At 63.5% G+C, this 20,033-nt stretch carries 13 protein-coding genes; 9 read left to right on the top strand and 4 right to left on the bottom strand.

Going from position 1 to position 20,033, the window contains the following annotated elements; translation table 11 throughout:
* Positions 1–150 precede the first annotated feature (150 nt).
* From galE to EX88_RS0110175, 4 genes are all read left to right on the top strand, one after another.
* Positions 151–1,194 (top strand): UDP-glucose 4-epimerase GalE, encoded by a 1,044-nt coding sequence (gene galE / locus EX88_RS0110160; protein WP_235186235.1) that lies wholly within the window; start codon positions 151–153, stop codon positions 1,192–1,194.
* A gap of 103 nt (positions 1,195–1,297) precedes the next feature.
* Positions 1,298–2,683, top strand: coding sequence for a GlcNAc-transferase family protein (locus EX88_RS0110165; protein WP_031371887.1), 1,386 nt, complete (start codon positions 1,298–1,300; stop codon positions 2,681–2,683).
* Between the two features lie 252 nt (positions 2,684–2,935).
* The gene (locus EX88_RS0110170) at positions 2,936–3,535 is read left to right on the top strand and encodes a TetR/AcrR family transcriptional regulator (protein ID WP_031371888.1); all 600 of its coding nucleotides are present in this window, start codon (positions 2,936–2,938) and stop codon (positions 3,533–3,535) included.
* Positions 3,536–3,594: 59 nt separating this feature from the next.
* Positions 3,595–4,434: an N-acyl homoserine lactonase family protein gene (locus EX88_RS0110175; protein ID WP_051884892.1), complete on the top strand. Its 840-nt coding sequence runs from the start codon at positions 3,595–3,597 to the stop codon at positions 4,432–4,434.
* Between the two features lie 119 nt (positions 4,435–4,553).
* Here the strand turns inward: EX88_RS0110175 and cpaB are convergent, their stop codons facing one another.
* The 4 genes from cpaB to EX88_RS0110200 form a co-directional block, all read right to left on the bottom strand.
* Positions 4,554–5,252, bottom strand: coding sequence for a metalloprotease secretion chaperone CpaB (gene cpaB, locus EX88_RS0110180; RefSeq protein WP_161786104.1), 699 nt, complete (start codon positions 5,250–5,252; stop codon positions 4,554–4,556).
* Positions 5,253–5,328: 76 nt separating this feature from the next.
* Complete coding sequence (gene cpaA, locus EX88_RS0110185) at positions 5,329–7,116, bottom strand: metalloendopeptidase CpaA (RefSeq protein ID WP_161786105.1); 1,788 nt, start codon at positions 7,114–7,116, stop codon at positions 5,329–5,331.
* A gap of 268 nt (positions 7,117–7,384) precedes the next feature.
* On the bottom strand, positions 7,385–9,172 hold the full coding sequence (gene cpaA / locus EX88_RS0110190; protein ID WP_081930837.1) for a metalloendopeptidase CpaA: 1,788 nt from the start codon (positions 9,170–9,172) through the stop codon (positions 7,385–7,387).
* A 126-nt stretch (positions 9,173–9,298) separates the two neighbouring features.
* Positions 9,299–12,523 carry a TonB-dependent receptor gene (locus EX88_RS0110200; RefSeq protein WP_161786106.1) on the bottom strand — a complete coding sequence of 1,075 codons (3,225 nt, stop codon included), beginning with the start codon at positions 12,521–12,523 and terminating at the stop codon, positions 9,299–9,301.
* A gap of 1,550 nt (positions 12,524–14,073) precedes the next feature.
* Between EX88_RS0110200 and rfbB the strand changes: the two genes are divergently transcribed.
* From rfbB to EX88_RS0110225, 5 genes are all read left to right on the top strand, one after another.
* The gene (gene rfbB, locus EX88_RS0110205) at positions 14,074–15,126 is read left to right on the top strand and encodes a dTDP-glucose 4,6-dehydratase (RefSeq protein WP_031371894.1); all 1,053 of its coding nucleotides are present in this window, start codon (positions 14,074–14,076) and stop codon (positions 15,124–15,126) included.
* 25 nt (positions 15,127–15,151) lie between these two features.
* A complete protein-coding gene (rfbA, locus tag EX88_RS0110210) occupies positions 15,152–16,036 on the top strand; it encodes a glucose-1-phosphate thymidylyltransferase RfbA (RefSeq protein ID WP_031371895.1) in 885 nt (294 codons plus the stop codon).
* 11 nt (positions 16,037–16,047) lie between these two features.
* Positions 16,048–16,605: a dTDP-4-dehydrorhamnose 3,5-epimerase gene (gene rfbC, locus EX88_RS0110215; RefSeq protein ID WP_031371896.1), complete on the top strand. Its 558-nt coding sequence runs from the start codon at positions 16,048–16,050 to the stop codon at positions 16,603–16,605.
* Positions 16,602–17,495 (top strand): dTDP-4-dehydrorhamnose reductase, encoded by an 894-nt coding sequence (rfbD, locus tag EX88_RS0110220; RefSeq protein ID WP_031371897.1) that lies wholly within the window; start codon positions 16,602–16,604, stop codon positions 17,493–17,495. Before rfbC ends, rfbD begins: the two co-directional genes overlap by 4 nt.
* A gap of 322 nt (positions 17,496–17,817) precedes the next feature.
* On the top strand, positions 17,818–19,863 hold the full coding sequence (locus EX88_RS0110225) for an alpha/beta hydrolase family protein (protein ID WP_081930839.1): 2,046 nt from the start codon (positions 17,818–17,820) through the stop codon (positions 19,861–19,863).
* Positions 19,864–20,033: the final 170 nt, after the last annotated feature.

Below are 20,033 nucleotides of genomic sequence, written 5' to 3' on the forward strand. Positions count from 1 at the left end.
AATTTAATTTGTCGCGATAGGCATAAAACGAAAGAAAAATTTGGTTGAACTGCGTCCGCTTCCCACAGATGATAGGCGCGAACGCTTCGTGTCCCGTCGGTACTGGCGTCAATAGGGAATTCCTTCTCGCTCATGAAGAGCTCCATACTTGTGACCGGCGGCGCCGGCTATGTTGGAAGTCACGTAGTACTTCAGTTGGTGGAAAGAGGCGAACGGGTCGTCGTCCTGGACGACCTGAGCACAGGCTTCGCCGATGCCGTCATCGGCGCCGAACTGGTGGTCGGCGATGTCGCCGACAGCCGCGGCGTCCTGCGCCTGTTGCGCGAGCGCCAGGTCGATACCGTCCTGCACCTGGCCGCCCGCACCGTCGTGTCGGAATCGGTCGCAGACCCGTTGCGCTACTACGCCGACAATGCCTGTGCGACCCGCAGCCTGCTGTCGTGCTGCGCACAGGCCGGCGTAGCCAATTTCGTATTCTCCTCGTCCGCGGCGGTGTACGGCATGCCCGCCTCGGGCATCGCCGACGAACAGATGCCGGCCGCTCCGCTCAATCCCTATGGCGCATCCAAGCTGATGGGCGAATGGATGCTGCGCGATCAGGCGGCCGCCAGTGGGCTGCGCTTTGCGGTGCTGCGCTATTTCAATGTCGCCGGAAGCGATCTGCGTGGGCGCATAGGCCCAAGCACCCGCAACGCGACCTTGCTGACCAAGGTCGCTTGTGAAGTCGCCACCGGCAAGCGCAAGCACCTTGCCATCTACGGCACCGATTTCGCGACCCCCGACGGCACCGGCGTCAGGGACTATATCCACGTCGACGATCTCGCCCGCGCGCATCTCGACGCCTTGACCTACCTCAGGGGCGGCGGCGAATCGGTCGTGTTGAACTGCGGTTACGGGCGCGGCTATTCGGTTCGCGAGGTATTGCGCGCCGTCGAACGGGCCAATGGCGGCCCGATTCCGGTCGTCGACGCGCCGCGACGGCCAGGGGATGTGCCGCTGCTGATCGCGGATGCAACAAGAATCCGTCGTGTGCTCGGCTGGGTTCCGCGTTACGACGATATCGATGTGATCATCGGCAGCGCACTCGCGTGGGAACGTCGCATCGATGCAAGAACGCCTCGCCCGGTATCGGCCCGCGCACTTGAGGGAGCGGCAGCGCTGCGGCCGGACGCCCCTCGCGTCATGGCCCTGTAAGCATTACCGCGTCGTCGTAAACGACTGCCGTTAGCGAGCGTGGTCGCATGGCGATCGCTTGGCCGACGGTGGGTTCCTGATTCGAACCTGTAGAAACCAGAATATGGAAATCCAGAGAAAGATCTTCGTGCAAGTGCCGAGCTACCGCGACAGGCAGCTCATCCCGACATTGACGGATCTCGTGGAGAACGCGTCGGATCCCGGCGGGCTCCGCATCGTGGTTTGCTGGCAGCACGACAGCGACGAATCCCTGGACGACTTCATCGATTCCGGCTTCCGCCACTCGGGCAGCACCCGCAGTAACGGGCACCTCGTCCACCTGTTGGACAAGGACGGAGCGATCGTCGAAGTGATCGATGTCCACTTCCTCGACACCAAAGGCTGCGGATGGGCGCGCAACGCGAGCCAGGGGCATTACGACGGCGAGCGCTACAACCTGCAGATAGATGCGCATCACCGCTTCGTCGAGCACTGGGATGCGGCCATGATCGACATGCTCGAGTCTTTGCGGGGCCGGTACGAGAAGCCGCTATTGACCGGCTATCCCCCGTCCTTCGACCCGGCCGTTTTCCCGGAGGGCCGGCAGAATCATGTCGGGCAAATGCTGGTCCGGAAGTTCTCCACCTTGGGTATCGTGAGCTATCGCGCGGCCAGGATGCCCGGTTGGGAGGAACGTACGGAACCGATGAGGGCGCGCTTCATGAGCGGCGGTTTCGTCTTCTCGGACGGCCGGTTCGTCGAGGAGGTCATGAACGATGCCGAGCATTTCTTCTCGACCGAGGAAATCGTCATGGCGGTCAGGGCGTTTACCCACGGCTACGATTTCTTTCACCCGCATCGCCCCCTGCTGTGGCATCAGTACAACTCGGGGGCCAGGAAGGTGTGGGACGACCACACCGACGAGCGGAAATCGAGTGGCGAGATAGAAGGAAGCGCAACCGACCGGGCAATTCTGGCGCTGGAGCGATCTTTGTCGCTGCTGGGTATTTCCGAAGATCACGAGGCCGTCGACTTCGGCAGGTACGGTCTTGGACGACATCGTTCGGTCGAACAGTTCGAAAGGTACGCGGGGCTGAGTTTCAGGCACCGGGGGATCAGGAGGGAGGCAGCGGAGCCCACCGAGCCCGACGAGTCTTGCTACGACCTCCCCGTCAACGAGTGGGAAGACGGCTTGATCTGCAAAAGAGCGTTCCGAGTGTGCATCAGCAACACTCAGCCGCTTCCCGAGTCTGCAGATCTGGATTCGGTGGTGGTAGCCGCCTATGCGGCGGACGGATCGGAACTCGTCGCGCGCAGTTTGTCGGCGACTGAGCTGGAAGTTCTTGCCGCCCTAGGCTCTTTCGAATACATCGAGAAATTCGAGGCTTGCCCTTCGCGACTGCCTGCTCAGTACGATCTGCAGGCCACGAGCAAGTCGCCGGAGCTCAGTGGCGCGTTTTCCATCATGGTGCATGAGCTTGGCGAAGACGCGGTGTCTGTCGCTCTTTGAGGTCGCAGCCGCCGATACAGCCCGACGCTGCGATGGCTACGAAGCATCGCAGTGGCGCCGCCGGCCCTTCTATCGCCGAAGGGAACTTCGCAGGCTTGGTTTCGAGGATTGAGCATCGGGTCGCCGACAGTTCGGCGTCATCACGTGCGGACGCAGGACCCGGGTCGTTGCCCTGGCCCTCCCGGAAGGGCGTGGCCAGGGGCGTGGCTTCCTCCGCTTGACATAGACAGACCTGTCTGTATATTTCCGGCCATGAAAACCGCCGAGCCGGTACCGCCCCCTCCGCGCGAGCGCATCCTCGCGGTCGCCTCGCAGCTGTTCTACGCGCACGGCATCCGTGCGGTGGGGATCGACACGATCATCGATCAGTCCGGCGTCGCCAAGGCCAGCTTCTACAAGCATTTCCCTTCCAAGAACGATCTGGTCGCCGAAGTCCTGAGCCAACTCGGTGCGGCCTGGCGGCAATGGTTGGCCGATGCGGTCGATCGGCTGTCCGACGACCCCGGCGCGCGCCCTTTGGCGGTGTTCGACGCGCTAACCGAGCGCTTGAACAGCAGCGGTTTCCGCGGCTGCATCTTCATCAACTCGATCGTCGAACTGGCCGATCGCGACCACGCCGGTCATGCGGTCGCCCACGACCACAAGCAACAGGTCACCGCCTATCTCGAACGCCTGCTCGTGGACGCGCAGATACGCCCGGCCGGCGATCTGGCGAGCCAACTGATGATGCTGATCGACGGCGCGATCGTGACCGCGCTGCGTACCGGCTCGGCGGCGGCATCCTCGTCCGCCAAAGAAATCGCACGGATGCTGATCGAGCGGCGTCCGGCCAAACGACGCCGAAGCGCCTGACGCGTAAGCGCCGGTTGCATCGCATCGCCCCCACCTGTCGCCTCATTCGGATCAACGTCATGACCTCGTTGTTGAAGCGCTTTGTGTTGCCGATCGTATTGTCCGCTGTGTTCTCGCAGGCCTCGGCGGCCGAGCCGGCCATCAAGCTTTACGCCATGGATTGCGGCCGCGCGCAGTTCGCGGATCTCGCGCCGTTCGCCGATACCGGGGAGTACGACGGCCATCCCGGTACCCTGATGACGCCGTGCTTCCTGATTCGCCACCCGAAGGGCGACTTGCTGTGGGACGCGGGCCTGGGCGATCGTTACGCCGAACCCCTGGGCGGGACTCAGCTTCCGCTTTACCGCGCCATAGTCGATACCCCGGTTGCGGCTCAGCTCGCGCAGTTGGAGCTGAGCTTCGACGACATCGACTATTTCGCTTTCTCGCACGGCCATGGCGACCATCTCGGCAATGCGAATGCATTGAAGCAGGCGACCTGGATCGTGAACCGAAAAGAGCTGGAGTGGATCCAGTCCGTTCCGGCGCCGCCGCGCACCAACCTCAAGCTGATCGAAACCCAGGCACGGGCGGCCACGATGCTTATCGACGGCGATCACGACGTGTTCGGCGACGGCAGCGTGCGTTTGCTGAAGGCGCCGGGCCACACGCCTGGGCACCAGGTGCTGCTGCTTCGGCTGCCGCGTTCGGGCCAGGTCCTGTTGACCGGCGATCTGTACCACTCGCACGAGAACCGCGCCGGGAAGCGCATGCCGGTGTTCAACGTGAGCCGTAGCGAGACGCTGGCGTCGATGGACCGCATCGAGCGCATCGTGAAAAACCAACGGGCCCGCGTAGTGATCCAGCATTCGATGGACGATTTCAACGCGCTGCCGGTTTTTCCGGCCTACCTGGACTAGCTGTGGGGCGGTCGGCGCGGTTTGCCCGCATCGCATAGGATCACTGAGAAAAGCCAGGAAGCGTGCTTCCTGCCTTTGTCTTGGGACGTGCTGTGCGGTGAGGCGGACTTAATGCTTGCTTAGTGCTTGCCTTCGGGCTCGACATAGTCCTTGCCATCGGCCGGCAGATAGAAGTCCGTGCCTTGGTCCACGATCCAGCCCAGGCCGTTCTTGGCTTCGAGGTTGAACGTGCCCATCGGCGTCTCGAACACGCCGAGTACGTACTGGTCGATCATGGTCTGGCTGATCGAGAAACTGCTCTGGGTCGAGTTGAAGTCTTCGAAGCGTCCGGACCAACGGATGATGTCGCCATTGACTTCGACGTTGTCGATGACGCCGTGTGCGGTCAGGCCGATGTTCGGCAGATAGACCTCGATATCGTCGCCGACGCCCTTGGACTCGACGACGTAGGGATCGTAGGCGATGAATTGGCGGCCATCGGAAATCTGCTTGGCTGAGGGGCGCAAACTGCCTGCGATCACCTTGTCGGGGTCGGCCAATTGCAGGATGGCCTTCTTACCGAGTGCGGCCTGCAGTTTCGTCCGGTCCAGGGAGAAGGTGCTGCGCCTGGACACGAGGCGTTCGATATCGCCATCGCGGTGCGAGGCGGACGCGCCGCCTTGCTCGGACCCAGTGTTGCCGGGCGGGGCATAACTCGAGTCCTGCGGGCTGCCGCTCGCGGTCGACGGGTCCGCTCGGAAGTGCAGCAACAGGCCGACCGTCGCCGCGCCGGTCAGGACGAGCCCCATGATCAGAGCCTGGTTTCGTTGAACGTGCATGACTGTCCTCGCGATTGACTGACGGACCTGCCCGGCCGGCCCCGATGGCCGGCCGGGCAGGCGATGAACGCAATAGTCAGTAGAATTCCGAAACGAACTTGGAACGCTCATTCATCGCGCGCACCGCATCGATTTCGTTCTCGATGCCCATCGCGATAGCGTGGTCGGGCGTGTAGATACGCGGATTCGAGTAATACGGAATCACGTTGTCGTTCATGATTTCCTTGATCATGTGGTAGCCCTTGGCATAGGCCGTGGCGCCGTTGTTCTCGTTGGCATGAGCGATGCCCATGTTGTGGGCCAGCTCGTGGCGCATCACGGTAGTCCCGCATTCCAACGCGCCAATGCCGACCATAACCTCGCGGCGCGTCGCCGTGACTACGCCGAGGCCGCACGATGCCGCGGTGGCGTTGTAGTAGTCCTCGTAGTAGAAGGCGTCCGCGGAAAGTTGTTGGCGGGTGGTCAGAACCGTCTGGTCCGTTTGTGCCGCGTTGAGGGCGTCCGACAAGCTGGTTTCCGCGAGCTGATGCTTCAGGAAGCCGACCGACTTGACATAGAAGTTGACCTTAGAGTTCTCCAGCGCCTCGTTGGTCAGTCGCAGGCCTTCGATCAGCCGCATCTTTTCTCCCGACTCGCCGACCCGGGCCACGGCCCGGTCGGTGTAGGCCATCAGCATCGTGATGATGCGGGTGTCCTGCGTCCAGCGCCCGGCGCTGTCGCGGACGAATCGCACGATGTCGCCGGTGCTGACCGGCAGCGAGCCGAAGGTGGTGCTTTGCCCGGTGACATCGAAGCCGAACGTGGCGTCGCTTTTGACGATCACTTCGTCGCCGGGTTGCGCGTTGACCGGCAGCAACAGCTTCTGCGACCAGTTGCCGTTGAGCGCATTGAAACGCACCGTCGGAGTACGCATGTCCGGCAATTGGTCGCTGCCCAGACTATTGGGCGTATGTACGACATCCGGGCTCGACTGCAGCGTCCAGTGATTCTTTTCCTTGATGAAGATGAAGTCGTAGCGCGCACCCGGAAACAGCTTCAAGGTGCCGGTCGTACCCAGATTCTGGTTGCTGATGGTCGCCGACCAGGTGGCGTCGGAGGTGACGCCGATGCGGTCGCGATCGCCTGCGGTCGCCGGCAGGATGAGGCTCGGCGACCAGTTGCCGTTGGCGAACTTGACCTGGGTGTTCGGTACTACTGGAGCGGCCATCTGCGCGCCGATGCTACCGGCGTTCAAGGTCGTGACCGGCGTCTTGACGCTGAACCAGCGCTGGAACTTGGTCTGATAGACGAATACGTACTGGTCGCCTCCGCGCAGGTTGAACGTGCTCGCGAACTGCAGGTTCTGCGAGCTGATCTTGCTGCCCCAGGTGGCGGTGGAGTTTACCGCAAGCACGCTGTTGTCCGGTGCGCTGGCGGGCAGGGTGACGGTCTGCGCCCAGTCGCCGTCGGCGATATCGAAGCGGGTGTACTTGCCGACTGCGGGTGAGGGGATGCTGCCGCTGCCACCGTTGGAGTTGGGCGTATAGCTCGGCGCCGTTACCACCCAGCGTTGTTTGGCCGCCTGATAGACGAAGGTGACGTGATCGTCCTTGTAGATCGTCATCGACGTCAGCGGGAAGTCGGTGTTGCTCGCAATCAGGTTGCTGGTCTTGGTGGTGCTCGAATGAATGGTGACGGTGGATTGATCGGCGGCGCTGTTCGACAGCGTCAGCGTGGAGGCCCAATCGTTCTTCGAGATATAGAAGTCGATGGACGGGTAGTCGCCCGGGATATCCCCGCCGCCGACGGCGCTGGGGCTGAGGTCGGTGGCGGCGGCGTTGATGGCGAACAGCATCGCGAACAAGCCGATACACAATCTCTTCATTTCATCGTTCTCCACTGCGGGGATTCCAGGGTGCCGGTTGGCGTTTCGCCATGCTGCGCGTGTTCCTGGTTCTGGTGCATCCGGCCTTCCTGCCATACATGCGTCCCGTTCCTTCGACGACTGCTTCGTGCGAGTTTCTGGCGTATCGGGTATGCGACCTGACCTTTGCTCTGCAAGTGATCGCATCCGATGGGCATGCGGACGTTTCCCCGCCAAGTTGATCCTCGATCCGCCAGGCGGCGAGCTGCCAGGCGGATCGAGCCGACGATCAGTAGTACTGCGAGACTTCCAGCGAGCGTTCGTTCAAGGCGCGGGCCGAATCGGTGACATCGGCGATGCCCATCGGCAGCCCCATCGCGACGTTGTAGTCGGAGGTGTACAGATTTGGGTTCGAGTAGTACGCGATGCCGTTACCGCCCATGATGTCCCCGATCAGGCTGTAGCCTTTGGCGTAAGGCGCCGAGCCTCCGGTCGAATCGTCGCCGTGGTTGAGGCCCATGTTGTGGCCGAACTCATGGCGCATCACGGTGATCCCGCAGTTCAGGGATCCCGAACCGAGCATGTGTTCCTTCGAGGCGTTTACCCCGGCCAGGCCGCAGCCGTCTTCGGTACCTTCGTAGTAGACCGCGTCGGCCGCCGATTGGGTGCGCATCGACGCCACTACGGAGTCTTTGAGCACGACATTGAGGATGTCGCCCAGGGTCTCGGCCTGAAACTGACGCTTGAGCAGGCCGACTGTCTTGATGTAGAAATTGACCTTCGAGTTCTCCAGCGCCTCGTTGGTCAGCCGCAGGCCTTCGTGCAGGCGCATCTGCGCCGCGACCTCGCCGAGCTGGGCGGCGGCTTCCTCGCTGTAGATCAACAGCATGGTGATGATGCGGGTGTCGAGCGCCCACGCGCCGGCCGCGTTGCGCACGAAGCGCAAGGTTTCGCCCTTGCGCACCGGCACGGTGCCGAAGGCGGTGTTCTCGCCGCTGACGCTGAAGTCCCAGCTGGCATCGCTCTTGACCACCAAGCGGTCGCCGGGCGAGGCATTGACCGGCAGGCGCAGCGACGCGGTCCAGTTGCCGTCTGCAGCGGTGTAGCGGGCCGATGGCGACTTCATGTCCGGCAACTGTGAGCCGCCGAGGCTATTGGCGGTGTAGGCGGTTTCCGGACTCGACTGCAGCACCCAGCGGTTCTTCTCCTTGATGAAGATGAAGTCGTAGCGCGCGCCGGTATACAGCTTCAGCGAGCCGGCAGCCTCCAGATTCTGATTCGAAATGTTCGCCGTCCAAGTCGCGTCGGAGCTCAGACTGATGCGGTCGCGATCGCCTGCCGTGGCCGGCAGGCTGATTTCCGGAACCCAATTGCCGTTGCTGAAGTTGACCTTGGTGTACGGAACCACCGGAGCGGCCATTTGCGCTCCGACGGCGGCGGCGTTCAAGGCGAGCTCCGGAGTCTTGACGCTGACCCAACGTTGCAGGCTGGCGCGATAGACGAAGACGTACTGGTCGCCGGTGCGAATATTGAAGGTGCCCGCGAACATCACGTTCTGGGCATTGATCCGCGAAGTCCAGGTGGCAGTGGAAGCGATCGCGATGACGCTGCAATCGGGGGCGCTCGCCGGCAACGTGACCGCCTGCGCCCAATTGCCGTTGGCGAGATCGAAGCGGAGCAGCTTGCCGCTGGTATAGGCGGGAATGGCGCCGCTGCCGCCGTTGCTGTTCGGGCTGAGGCTGGGAGCGTTCATGCTCCACTGTTGTTTGGAGGCTTGGTAGACGAAGGACACTTCGTCGCCGGTATTCAAGGTCAACGAACTCAAGGGGTAATCGGTATTGCCTGTGATCAAGTTGCTCTTCATCGAGGCGGTGGTGTGGATGGCGACGGTCGATTGATCGGCTGCGTCGTTGGACAGGGTCAGCGTCGGCGCCCAGTCGCGATTCTTCATGTAGAAGTCGATCGCGGCGTAGTTGCCGGGAATGTCGCCGCCGCCGATCGTATTCGGGCTGAGGTCGGTCGCATTGGCGTTGATACAGAACAGCATTGCCAACAGGCCGATGGATAGCTTTCTCATCGCATCATTCTCCGTTGCTGTGGTTCTGGCGCCCGTCCGGATAGGTCGGGCGGAAACATGGTGTTCGGCCGTATGCGCGATCGCGGGCCACCGGCGATGCCGGTGGCCCGCAAGGGCTGCCTCAGGTCACCATTCGTAACGCGCCGACAACTGCACGTAGCGCGGGGTCTGGAAGTTGGTGGTCTGGCCCCAGTTCGGGTTCGGCCCCCACAGCTCGAAGTAGTCGCCCGAGTTCAATGCAGGATCGGGACTGGGGATGTTCGGATCGTCTTCGACGCTGATCCTGCGATCGAAAGCCTCGTTCTGCTTCAGCGCCTTGTGGCGGTTGAACAGGTTGTAGACGTCCAATTGCAGGGTCAGCTTCTTGTCCGCCCAGTTCGGGATGTAGGCGACCTGGAAATCGAAGTTCCACCACCATGGAGTGCGTCCCATCTCGCCGCGCTGGCTCAGACGCACGCCGTAGTTGGTGTACTGGTGGACGTTGCCCGAGGTATCGGTCCAACTGTCCTGAAACGGCCGATCGTGGCACCAATTGGTGCTCGGGGTTACCCAGCCGCCGTCGTGCGAGGCGATGATGTCTTCGGCCGAGTAGTAAGAGGGCACTTCGCCGTTGTGCACGTCCTGGTCGAAGGTGGGCAGGCGGCCGCGGCAACTGCGCGGCAAGCCCGACTGCACCGTCAGGTTGCCGCCCAAGCGCCATTCCTCGTTGAGGTTATAGCTGCCGAACACCTTCAAGGTATGCCGGCGATCGTTGGCCAGATCGCCATAGGAGCCTTCCTGCAGGCTCCGGTTGTTGAAGTCGATGCTGTGGGCGACGGCGCCGTCGACTTCGGTGGAGTTGGCATAGCCTTCGACGTTGCCGTAGCTGTGCGCCCAGGTGTAAGAGCCCTGGATGGACCACGTCGGGGTGCTTTTTTCCAGCATCAGCTCGATCGCGTTGTACTTGCGCTTGTAGCTGGGCAGATTGAAATAGCGCGCGGGCAGGGTGACGTTGGTCAGCGGGCCATTGATGTCGCCGTCCAGATGCATGCCGATGGTGGCGTCTTTGTTCGGGTTGATGAAGATGCAGCTCGACTGGGTGCGCATGAAATCGGCGCGCGTCAGGCTCGAGCCGTTCTCTTCGGCCCAGGCCACATACGGGGTGTAGGTGCAGTAGTTGTCGAAGCCGTTGTTGACTGCGCGACGGATGCCGCGCACGCCTACGGTCCAGTCGTTAGCCAGCGTCCATTGGGCACCGAGGATGAACTCGTCCTGGCTCATCGGCTCGAGTTCGGTGTCGGTGATCGTGCGTGGATCGGGCGGGCGGGGGCCGTTATAGGTATGGAACTGGCTGCCGACGGTCCCGTTGGTATTGACCGTCAGCGGAGCCGACAGGCCGACGGCCGCGCCGGTGGCCGGATCGATACCTTGGTAGGTGTGGTAGGAGGCGACGAAGTCGGTGTAGTTGGACAGGGTGATCGCGAGCATGTTCGGGATCGGAATGAAATAGCGCCCGGCCGTGCCGTACACCTTGAAGCTCGAGTCGCCGTTTATGTCCCAGGAGAAGCCCAGGCGCGGCGACCATTGGTTGTCGACCTTGATGAAGGTCGCGCCGCGCATGTTTTTGTTGTCGAAGGTTTCGCGCCGCAGGCCGCCGTACAGCAACAGGTTCTTGGTGACCTGCCAGTTGTCCTCCAGGTAGACCGCGGTATTGGTGGCGCTGAATCCGCCCGCGCCGGTCTCCATGCTGCGCAAGCGTACGTACTCGCCGCCCGGAGTGAACCCGGAAACGCCCAGTACTCGTCCGCCGGCATCGGCGGTGAGGTAGCGGTAGTAGGTGTTGTTGCCGCTGTATTGGCCGACGAGCGTATTGGACGAGTTCTTCTCGTAGTCGACGCCAAAGCGGACAGTATGGTCGTCGGTATGCCACTCGCCGTCGATCCGATAGCCATCGCGGATGTCTTTCTGCTTGACCGTGCCGTCGACGTAGGTCAGGTACTGAGGGTTCCAGCAACCTATGTACTTGACGCTGCCTTGATTCAACCCGCGCGAATCGTAGGCGCCTGGGCACTCGATGCCGCGCGGAAGTTGCTTGTCGAAGTCGCGGATGGAATCGAGTCGGCCTGCCTGTGCCGAGAGGATGAAGTCGTCGCCGAAGCGGCCGGTGTACTTGAGCAGGCCCATGCGCCCGCCGCCGCCGGTTTCCTTCTTCTGGAAGAACTCCAGATCGCGTCCGCTGCCGAAGGGGCGATCGGGATAGCCGTCTTCGTCGGCATCGATGCCGCGATAATCGCGTCTGCTGACGTCGCGGGGCGCGAAGACTCCGGTCAGTTCTAGGCTGTGGTCATCGTTGATGTTCCAGTCGAGCTTGACCACGCCTTGGGGGCTGGTATTGCGCGTGTGGGCGGCATCTCTGTAGCCATAGCTTTCGTCGATGTCGTAGCGCCCCTGCAACAGGGCGAAGAAGAACAGCTTGTCGCGGATGATCGGACCGCTTTGGTAGACGTTGTACTTGGTGCTCTCTGTTTCGTTGGCCGGATTGGAGTAGCTGAACCAGGGCATCGTTTCCTGGTCGCCGTTGCCGACGGCGGCGAGGTGCGGATCGCGCTGACGCAGATTGGGATTGCGCTCGCGCAGCCAGCGCGGTTCCCAGTATACGCTGGCACCGCCCTTCCAATCGTTGGTGCCGCGCTTGGTGACGACGCTGAGCACGCCGCCGAGCGAGCGGCCGAACTCGGCGCCGTAGCCGCCGGTCTTGACCTGGATTTCGCTGACCGCCTCGAAGGGCATGTCGAAGTACGACAACATGTCGCGCATGTTGGTGATGTCGAAACCATTGATGTAGTAGCCGTTCTCGGCCACCGAGGAGCCGCCGACCGAGACCAGGTTGCCGTAACCGGCATCGCCCTTGACCACGCTCGGCGCCAACAGCGCGACCGAACTGAGTTCGCGCGCTACCGGCAGCTTCAGCAGTTCCTTGGCGCTGATCACCGTGGTCGACTCGACCGACGAGACGTCGATCGGGTTGATCCTGGAACCGTTGACTACGACCCCGTCGAGATCGGTCGCCTGGCCCGGGGCAGCCGTCGATTTGGCGACGAAGCTGACATTCACGCCGGTGCCGACCGGTACGTGCACGTCGCGCTTGTCGCTGCCGGTGCTGACGCGGTAGTCGCCCGGCGGCAGCTGGCTGAAGGTGAAGCGCCCGTCGCCGCCGGCCTTGACGGTGCGTTTCGCGCCGGTGCCGACGTTCTCGATGCTGATGACGGCTTCGGGCGCGGCATGGCCGAAAATCGAGCCGATCGCGCTCTGGGCCATGACGGCACCGGAGAACAGGCTGGCGCTGAGGGCAAGACTGAGTACGGAGCGCATCAGTCGCGTGCTGGGAGTTCTGGCTGGCATCGGGTTTCTCTCTTATTCGTATGGAATCCGTCGCGGCGGTTCCGGGCGGCTGTGGAGCGCACTGGCCGCGCGCCGCGCGAAGTGCGGTGGATAAGCGGTCGTGAAACTCAGGTCGCGCGATAGGTCATGGCTGCCCCTTTCACCTGGTTGAAGACTCGCGACGTGCGCTGGTTGCGCGACTCGTCGAATGCTTGCTCTCGTGCCCGGATGGCCGGGGTGGTGCGCGCGGCACCGAGGAGCGCCGAGCAAGAACTGCGGCGCAGACCGCCGTGGGGGAGGGCGGTCGTCGAGCGGCTAGCGTTTTCGCGCGCCGGTCGATTCGGTTTCGCGGGGCGTCGGGGGCAGTCGACGCGGCGCCGGAGGGATCCGCCCTTCGTTGTGCGGTAGCTGCGCGTCTTGCCGCGGCAGGGAGCTCGCCGCGTAGATGCGCATCGCTCGATCCTGACTCGATGCGCTCGTGGCAGCGCCGGTAGCGTGGTAACGAGCGGGCCGGGTGTCGAAGCGCGGGCTGTCGATTGGCATCGGGAGAGAGGGACGATGCCAATCGAGCCCGCGAAAACAGGAGAGGGGCTTCGTCGAGGCCCGACTGGGGAGGCCGTAGCCGTGCCGGACGTAAATCGCTGCGGTACGGGACGCGAGGGGGACGGGTGAGGGCGTTGCGAACCGCAAGGCGCAGGCCCTGTCCGAGCGAGTTGCGCTTGGGACGCAGGCGGGCGGCTGCGCAGAGCGCAGCTGTCGCGGAGTTTCGGTGTGGTCCAGTTCGGCGTGATCCAGGAAAGCCAGCATCCCCATACCCCTCGTGATGCAACCTTGTCCGCCCGGCGATCTCCCTGATCTCGAATCGGCCATCGCTGATGTCGATGCAGCGATGCGATTGCGTGTAGCGAACATTCGTGTCGTTGAGATGGAATGTAGCTAAATTTCCTGAGTATTTATTAGAATATTTTGATATATGTTTTGGATGACATTGGCGGATTGTGCAATAGTAATTAGGTCGGTATTTGACCAGATTGTATAATTAAGTATATGTTTTATAAGAATTTAAATTCGATCATGTGTGCTTGTTGCGGCAGTTGATTTCATAAGAAACTAAATAATTCAAGTGTGCTTATTGCATATTAGATCGAGGATAAAAAAATCTATGTAAGAAAAAAACAAAATTAACAGGGCTGCCCATGGGGCTCGCTCGGAGGTCGCGAGCCTGGCGAGGCAAGGGAGGGGGGACGTACGCAGGCTTGGGCCGTTTACTGCCGCGCGTCATGGTTTTGTGGTCGTCGGTGACTGCCAAGCGTCACGATCGCAGCGTGCGCAAGGCCGCGATTAGGAAGCTGTAAGGCGTCTTAAGCGCCGGTTGCTTCAATTGCTGGCCGGGCCCCGATAGGCATTACAATCCCGCACTTGTCGAAACCTGCCGCGCAAGCTGGCGAACGCCGCGCCCAAGGCGCCGTTCCGGTGTTGCAGGCCACAAGCGCTCCGCGTGGCCGGTTCGATCTCAGTCGATCAATAAAGGAGTGTCCTGAGTGCCTACTTGGCTTGTGACCGGCGGCGCCGGATTCATTGGCGGTAACTTCGTTCTCGATGCGGTCCGCAAAGGGATCAAGGTCGTCAATCTCGACGCCCTCACCTATGCGGGCAATCTCGACACCCTGGGCAGCCTGGACGGCAACCCGAATCATGTGTTCGTCCAGGGCGACATCGGCGATGCTGCCCTGCTCAAGCGTCTGCTGGCCGAACACCGGCCGCAGGCGGTGGTCAATTTCGCCGCCGAAAGCCATGTCGACCGCTCGATCGAAGGTCCGGCGGCGTTCGTGCAGACCAATGTCGTCGGTACGCTGAGCCTGCTCGAGCAGGTGCGCGACTACTGGAAGCAACTCGATGCGCCGGCCCGCGACGCGTTCCGCTTCCTGCACGTGTCGACCGACGAGGTCTACGGCAGCCTCGGCGACACCGGCAAGTTCACCGAAACCACGCCGTATGCGCCGAACTCGCCGTACTCGGCCTCCAAGGCCGCTTCCGATCATCTGGTGCGGGCGTTCCACCACACCTACGGTCTGCCGGTGCTGACCACGAATTGCTCGAACAACTACGGGCAATTCCAGTTCCCCGAGAAACTCATCCCGCTGATCATCGCCAAGGCGCTGGCCGGCGAACCGTTGCCGGTCTATGGCGACGGCCTCAACGTCCGCGACTGGCTGTTCGTCGGCGATCATTGCGCCGCGATTTCGCGCGTGCTCGAAGCCGGCCGCATCGGCGAGACCTACAACGTCGGCGGCGATGCCGAGCGCGCGAACATCGTCGTGGTCAAGACCATCTGCGCGCTGCTCGACGAGCGTCGTCCGCTCGCCGACGGCCGTGCCCGCGAATCGTTGATCGCCTATGTCGCCGACCGCCCGGGCCACGATCGCCGTTACGCGATCGACGCCGACAAGCTCAAGGGCGAGCTCGGCTGGGCGCCCACGGTCACTTTCGAAGAGGGGATCGCCCGTACGGTCGACTGGTATCTCGACAACCAGGCCTGGGTGCAGCGCGTGCTCGACGGCAGCTATCGACTGGAACGCATCGGCCAGGCTTGAAGCGGCCGCTCAAGAGGAACCACGCATGAACCGTAAGGGCATCATCCTCGCCGGCGGCTCCGGCACGCGGCTGTATCCGATCACCCAGGGCATCAGCAAGCAGCTGCTGCCGGTCTACGACAAGCCGATGATCTACTACCCGCTCAGCGTGCTGATGCTGGCGGGGATTCGCGAAGTGCTGATCATCAATACGCCGCACGAGCAGGCTCTGTTCAAGACCCTGCTCGGCGACGGTTCGCGCTGGGGCATGCGTATCGAGTACGCGCAGCAGCCGAGTCCGGACGGACTGGCGCAGGCCTATCTGATCGGTCGCGAGTTCGTCGCCGGTCAGCCGAGCTGCTTGGTGCTCGGGGACAACATCTTCCACGGCCCCGGCCTGACCTCGATCCTCAAGCGCGCCGACCAGCGCCAGGAGGGCGCGACCGTGTTCGGTTACTGGGTCAGCGACCCGGAACGTTATGGCGTCGCCGAGTTCGATGGCGACGGCAGGGTGGTCGGCCTGGAAGAAAAGCCGCTCAAGCCTCGCTCGCACTATGCGGTGACGGGGCTGTATTTCTACGACGGCCGAGCCAGCGATTTCGCCGCGAGCCTGAAGCCTTCGGCGCGCGGCGAACTGGAGATCACCGATCTCAACCGGCTTTACCTCGAAGAGGGGTCGTTGCACCTGGAGCAACTGGGCCGGGGCTATGCCTGGCTCGACACGGGTACGCACCAGTCGCTGCTCGAAGCCTCCAATTTCATCGAAACCATCGAAGCCCGCCAGGGGCTGCGCATCTGCTGCCCTGAGGAAATCGCCTGGAACAATGGCTGGATCGACGCCGATCAACTGGCCGAGCTCGCTCGTCCCCTGGCTAAGAACGGCTATGGTCAATATCTGCTCGGCTTGGCCGAGCGTGGCTTCGTGCCGTAAAGGAACCGCTCTTGAAGATTATCGAAACCGATCTGCCCGGCTGCGTCGTCATCGAACCGCAGGTGTTCGGCGATGCCCGCGGGTTTTTCTACGAATCGTTCAACCAGGACAAGCTCGCGGCGGCCGGTCTGAACCCGCGCTTCGTCCAGGGCAATGTTTCCTCGTCCGCGCGCGGCGTGCTGCGCGGCCTGCATTACCAATGGCCCAACCCGCAAGGCAAGTACGTCTCGGTGATCGAGGGCGAGGTGTGGGACGTGGCGGTGGACATACGCCGCGGTTCGCCGCACTTCGGGCGTTGGACCGCGGTCGTGTTGAGCGCCGAGAACAAGCGCCATTTCTGGATCCCGGAAGGCTTCGCGCACGGCTTCGCCGTGCTCAGCGAACGCGCAGTGTTCAGTTACCTGTGCACCAACACCTACGATGCGAAGGCCGATGCCGGCGTGCGTTGGGACGACCCGGACCTGGCGATCGATTGGCCGGTCGGTGATCCGTCCTTGTCGGCCAAGGACGCCGTTGCGCCCTTGCTCAAGGACGTTGCCGAAGACCGCCTGCCGGTCTACACGCCATGAGGGTGCTGTTGCTCGGTGGCGACGGCCAGGTCGGCCATGAACTGCGCCGCAGCCTTGCCGCTCTCGGCGAAGTGGTCGTTACGACCCGCAGCGGCCGGCTCGCGGTCGACGGCAGCGTCTGCGAGACCCTCGATCTGGCCCAGGCCGATGCGATCGAACCCCTGCTGCGCCGCGTGCGTCCCGACCATGTCGTCAACGCCACCGCCTATACCGCGGTGGACCGCGCCGAAAGCGAGCGCGAGCTCGCGTTCGCGGTCAATGCTCAGGCGCCGGCGCGGCTGGCCGAGCTCTGCTCGGCCGACGGCATCGGCCTGGTCCATTACTCCACCGACTATGTCTTCGACGGCAACGGCACGCGTCCGTATCTCGAAAGCGATCCGACCGGCCCGCTGAGCGTCTACGGCGAGAGCAAGCTGGCCGGCGAAGAGGCGATCCGCGCCAGCGGGGCCTCTCATCTGATCCTGCGTACGGCCTGGGTCTATGCCACTCACGGCCATAACTTCCTGCGCACCATGCTGCGCCTCGGTGCCGAGCGCGACGAATTGCGGGTGGTCGCCGACCAGCACGGCTCGCCGACGCCGGCCTGGTTGCTCGCCGATGCCGCGGCGACGGTGCTGGGCCAGGGCATCGTCGAATCCGGCGTGCGCCATATCGTGGCCGGCGGGCAGACCAGCTGGCACGGTTTCGCCGAAGCTATATTCGCCGAAGCCCAGGCCCGAGGCCTGATCGAGCGCCGCCCGCAGGTGCTGCCGATCACCACCGCCGACTACCCGACGCCCGCGCGGCGGCCGAACTATTCGGTGCTCGACACCAGCCGTCTGCAAGCCGAGTACGGTCTGTCGATTCCGCAGTGGCGCGACGCTCTCAAGACCACGCTCGACGCCGCCTGAACCCGCGCGTCCGCGGCATCGCCACGCTTCCGTGGGCCACGCGGCACACTGCCGCGGCCCAATTGTGTGAGCGCCGTCGGCCTTCTATGATCGCTGCGTCGCGGACGCGACGGGCCGACGTTTCGCCGCGGGGATGGGCGAGGGCGGACCGGCAGGCCGGCTGAAGCCCGGCCTGCGAAGACGTAGGGAGTGCGCGGCTTGCGAGCGTTCCTCCATGACGGCAGTCCGCGCCGACCGGCGGCGGATGCCGCCGGCTTTCGAGGGAACCGTTCTCGAGGGAACCGTTCTCGGCGGAACCATTCATGGACTACAGGGGATCGCAATGAAGCATTGGGGAAGCGCGCTGTTGCTGGCGGGGCTGCTGGCTGCGCCGATCGTGGATGTCGGCGCCGCGGAAAACGCGGTGAGCGCAGGCGCCGCCGCTCGAGGAGCGGCCGTTCAAGGCGTCGATGTAGAAGCCTTCGTCAAACCGGATACCTTCACCGACGTCAAACTGTCGCCGACCGGCGAGTTCTACGCCGCCTCGGTGCCGATGGAGGACGAGACCGCGTTGGTGATCTTCAGTCGCGCCGACATGAAACGCACCGGCGTATTCCGGGTGGGCAAGAACAATCACGTCGACGATTTCTGGTGGGTCAGCCCGACCCGTGTGTTGATCGGCATGGCCCAGAAGCTGGGCTCGCGCGACGCGCCGATCCCCACCGGCGAACTGTTCGCGATCAACGCCAACGGCACCGGCGCCGACGTGCTGATCGGCTACCGCGTGCAGAGCCGCGGCGCCGGCACGCGCATCCAGCCGAAGAAGGTCGAGGACGTCGCCGGCTTTCTGGTCGACGATCTGCCGGCCGACGACAAGGGCGTGGTGATCTCGGTGCAGCAGTTCAGCGCCGACGCCTATACCCGTGCCGAGCGCCTGGACACGATCACCGGCCAGCGCAACCGGCTCGCGATCGCGCCGGTGCGCAATGCCCGTTACATGACCGACAACGCCGGCGTGGTCCGTTTCGCGCTCGGCTTCGGCACCGATCTGCGACGCAAGCTGTTCTACCGTGCGGATGAAAAAGCCGAGTGGGCTTTGCTGGGCTCGGATACGCAGGACGAGGTCATGGATCACCCGATCGGCTTCTCCGCCGACGACAGCGTCGCGTATTTCCAGAGCGAACAGACGCAGGGGCCGGACGCGATCGTCGCCTACGACCTCGCCACCCGCACCCGCAAGGAGGTCCTGCGCGACAAGACCGCCGATCCGGACCGCATCATCTATCGCAACAACACCCGCATCCCGGTCGGCGTGTTCTTCGCCGACGGCAAGCCGCGCACGGTGTTCTTCGACAACGCCTCGCCGGAGGCGCGCCAGTACCGCAGCCTGGAGGCGGCGTTCCCCGGCGATGCGGTGCGCATCACCTCGCAGAGCGCCGACGGCCAGCTGGCCCTGGTCCAGGTCTGGAACGATCGCAGCCCCGGCGATCTGTTCTTGTTCGACAAGGCCAACAAGCATGCCGCGCACGTACTGAGCCGCCGTTCCTGGTTCGACCCGGCCACGCGTGCGCCGGTGCGCGCGGTCAACCTGCGCGCGCGCGACGGCCTGCCCTTGTCGGGCCTGCTGACCACGCCGAAGGACAGCAGCGGCAAGTCCCTGCCGCTAGTGGTCATGCCGCACGGCGGTCCGTTCGGCATCCAGGATGCCTGGCGTTTCGACGACGACTCGCAGTTGCTCGCCGATGCCGGCTATGCGGTGCTGCAGTTGAACTATCGCGGCTCCGGCGGCTATGGCCGCGCCTTCCTCGAAGCCGGCAAGCGCGAGTGGGGCGGCAAGATGCAGGACGACGTCACCGACGCGACGCGTTGGGCGATCGAGCAGGGCATCGCCGACCCTTCGCGTATCTGCCTGTACGGCGCGAGCTACGGCGCCTACGCCTCGCTGATGGGCGTGGCGAAGGAGCCGGCGTTGTATCGCTGCGCCGCCGGTTATGTCGGCGTGTACGACCTGCCGATGATGCACACCACCGGCGACATCCAGCGCCGCGGTTCCGGCGAGGCCTATCTGCGCAGCTGGCTGGGCTCGCCGGAAGCGCTCGACAAGGTGTCGCCGACGCGTCTGGCCGACCGCATCAAGGTGCCGGTGTTCCTCGCCGCCGGCGGCGAAGACGAGCGTGCGCCGATCGTGCACAGCGAAAAGATGGAGAAGGCCTTGCGCCAGGCCGGCGCGCCGGTCGAGACGCTGTACTACAAGACCGAGGGCCACGGTTTCTACCGCGAAGAACACCAGCGCGAGTACTACACGCGGTTGCTGGCGTTCCTGTCGAAGTCGCTGGGAGGCCGTGTGGCGGCGGCGCCGAAGGCGGCAGCGCCGGCGCAGGGCAAGTAAAGGCGAGAAGTGAGTGGGGAGAAGTGAGGAGTGAGTAAGGGCCGTCGCCGCTGTCCTGCTCGCTTTTCGCCCCAGTCGCCAGCAGGTAGTAAAAGGCGAGAAGTGAGTGGGGATAAGTGAGGAGTGAGCAAGGGCCGTCGCCGCTGTCCTGCTCGCTTTTCGCGCCAGTC

It is taken from the genome of Lysobacter antibioticus (assembly GCF_000731095.1).
Lineage (GTDB): Bacteria > Pseudomonadota > Gammaproteobacteria > Xanthomonadales > Xanthomonadaceae > Lysobacter > Lysobacter antibioticus_B.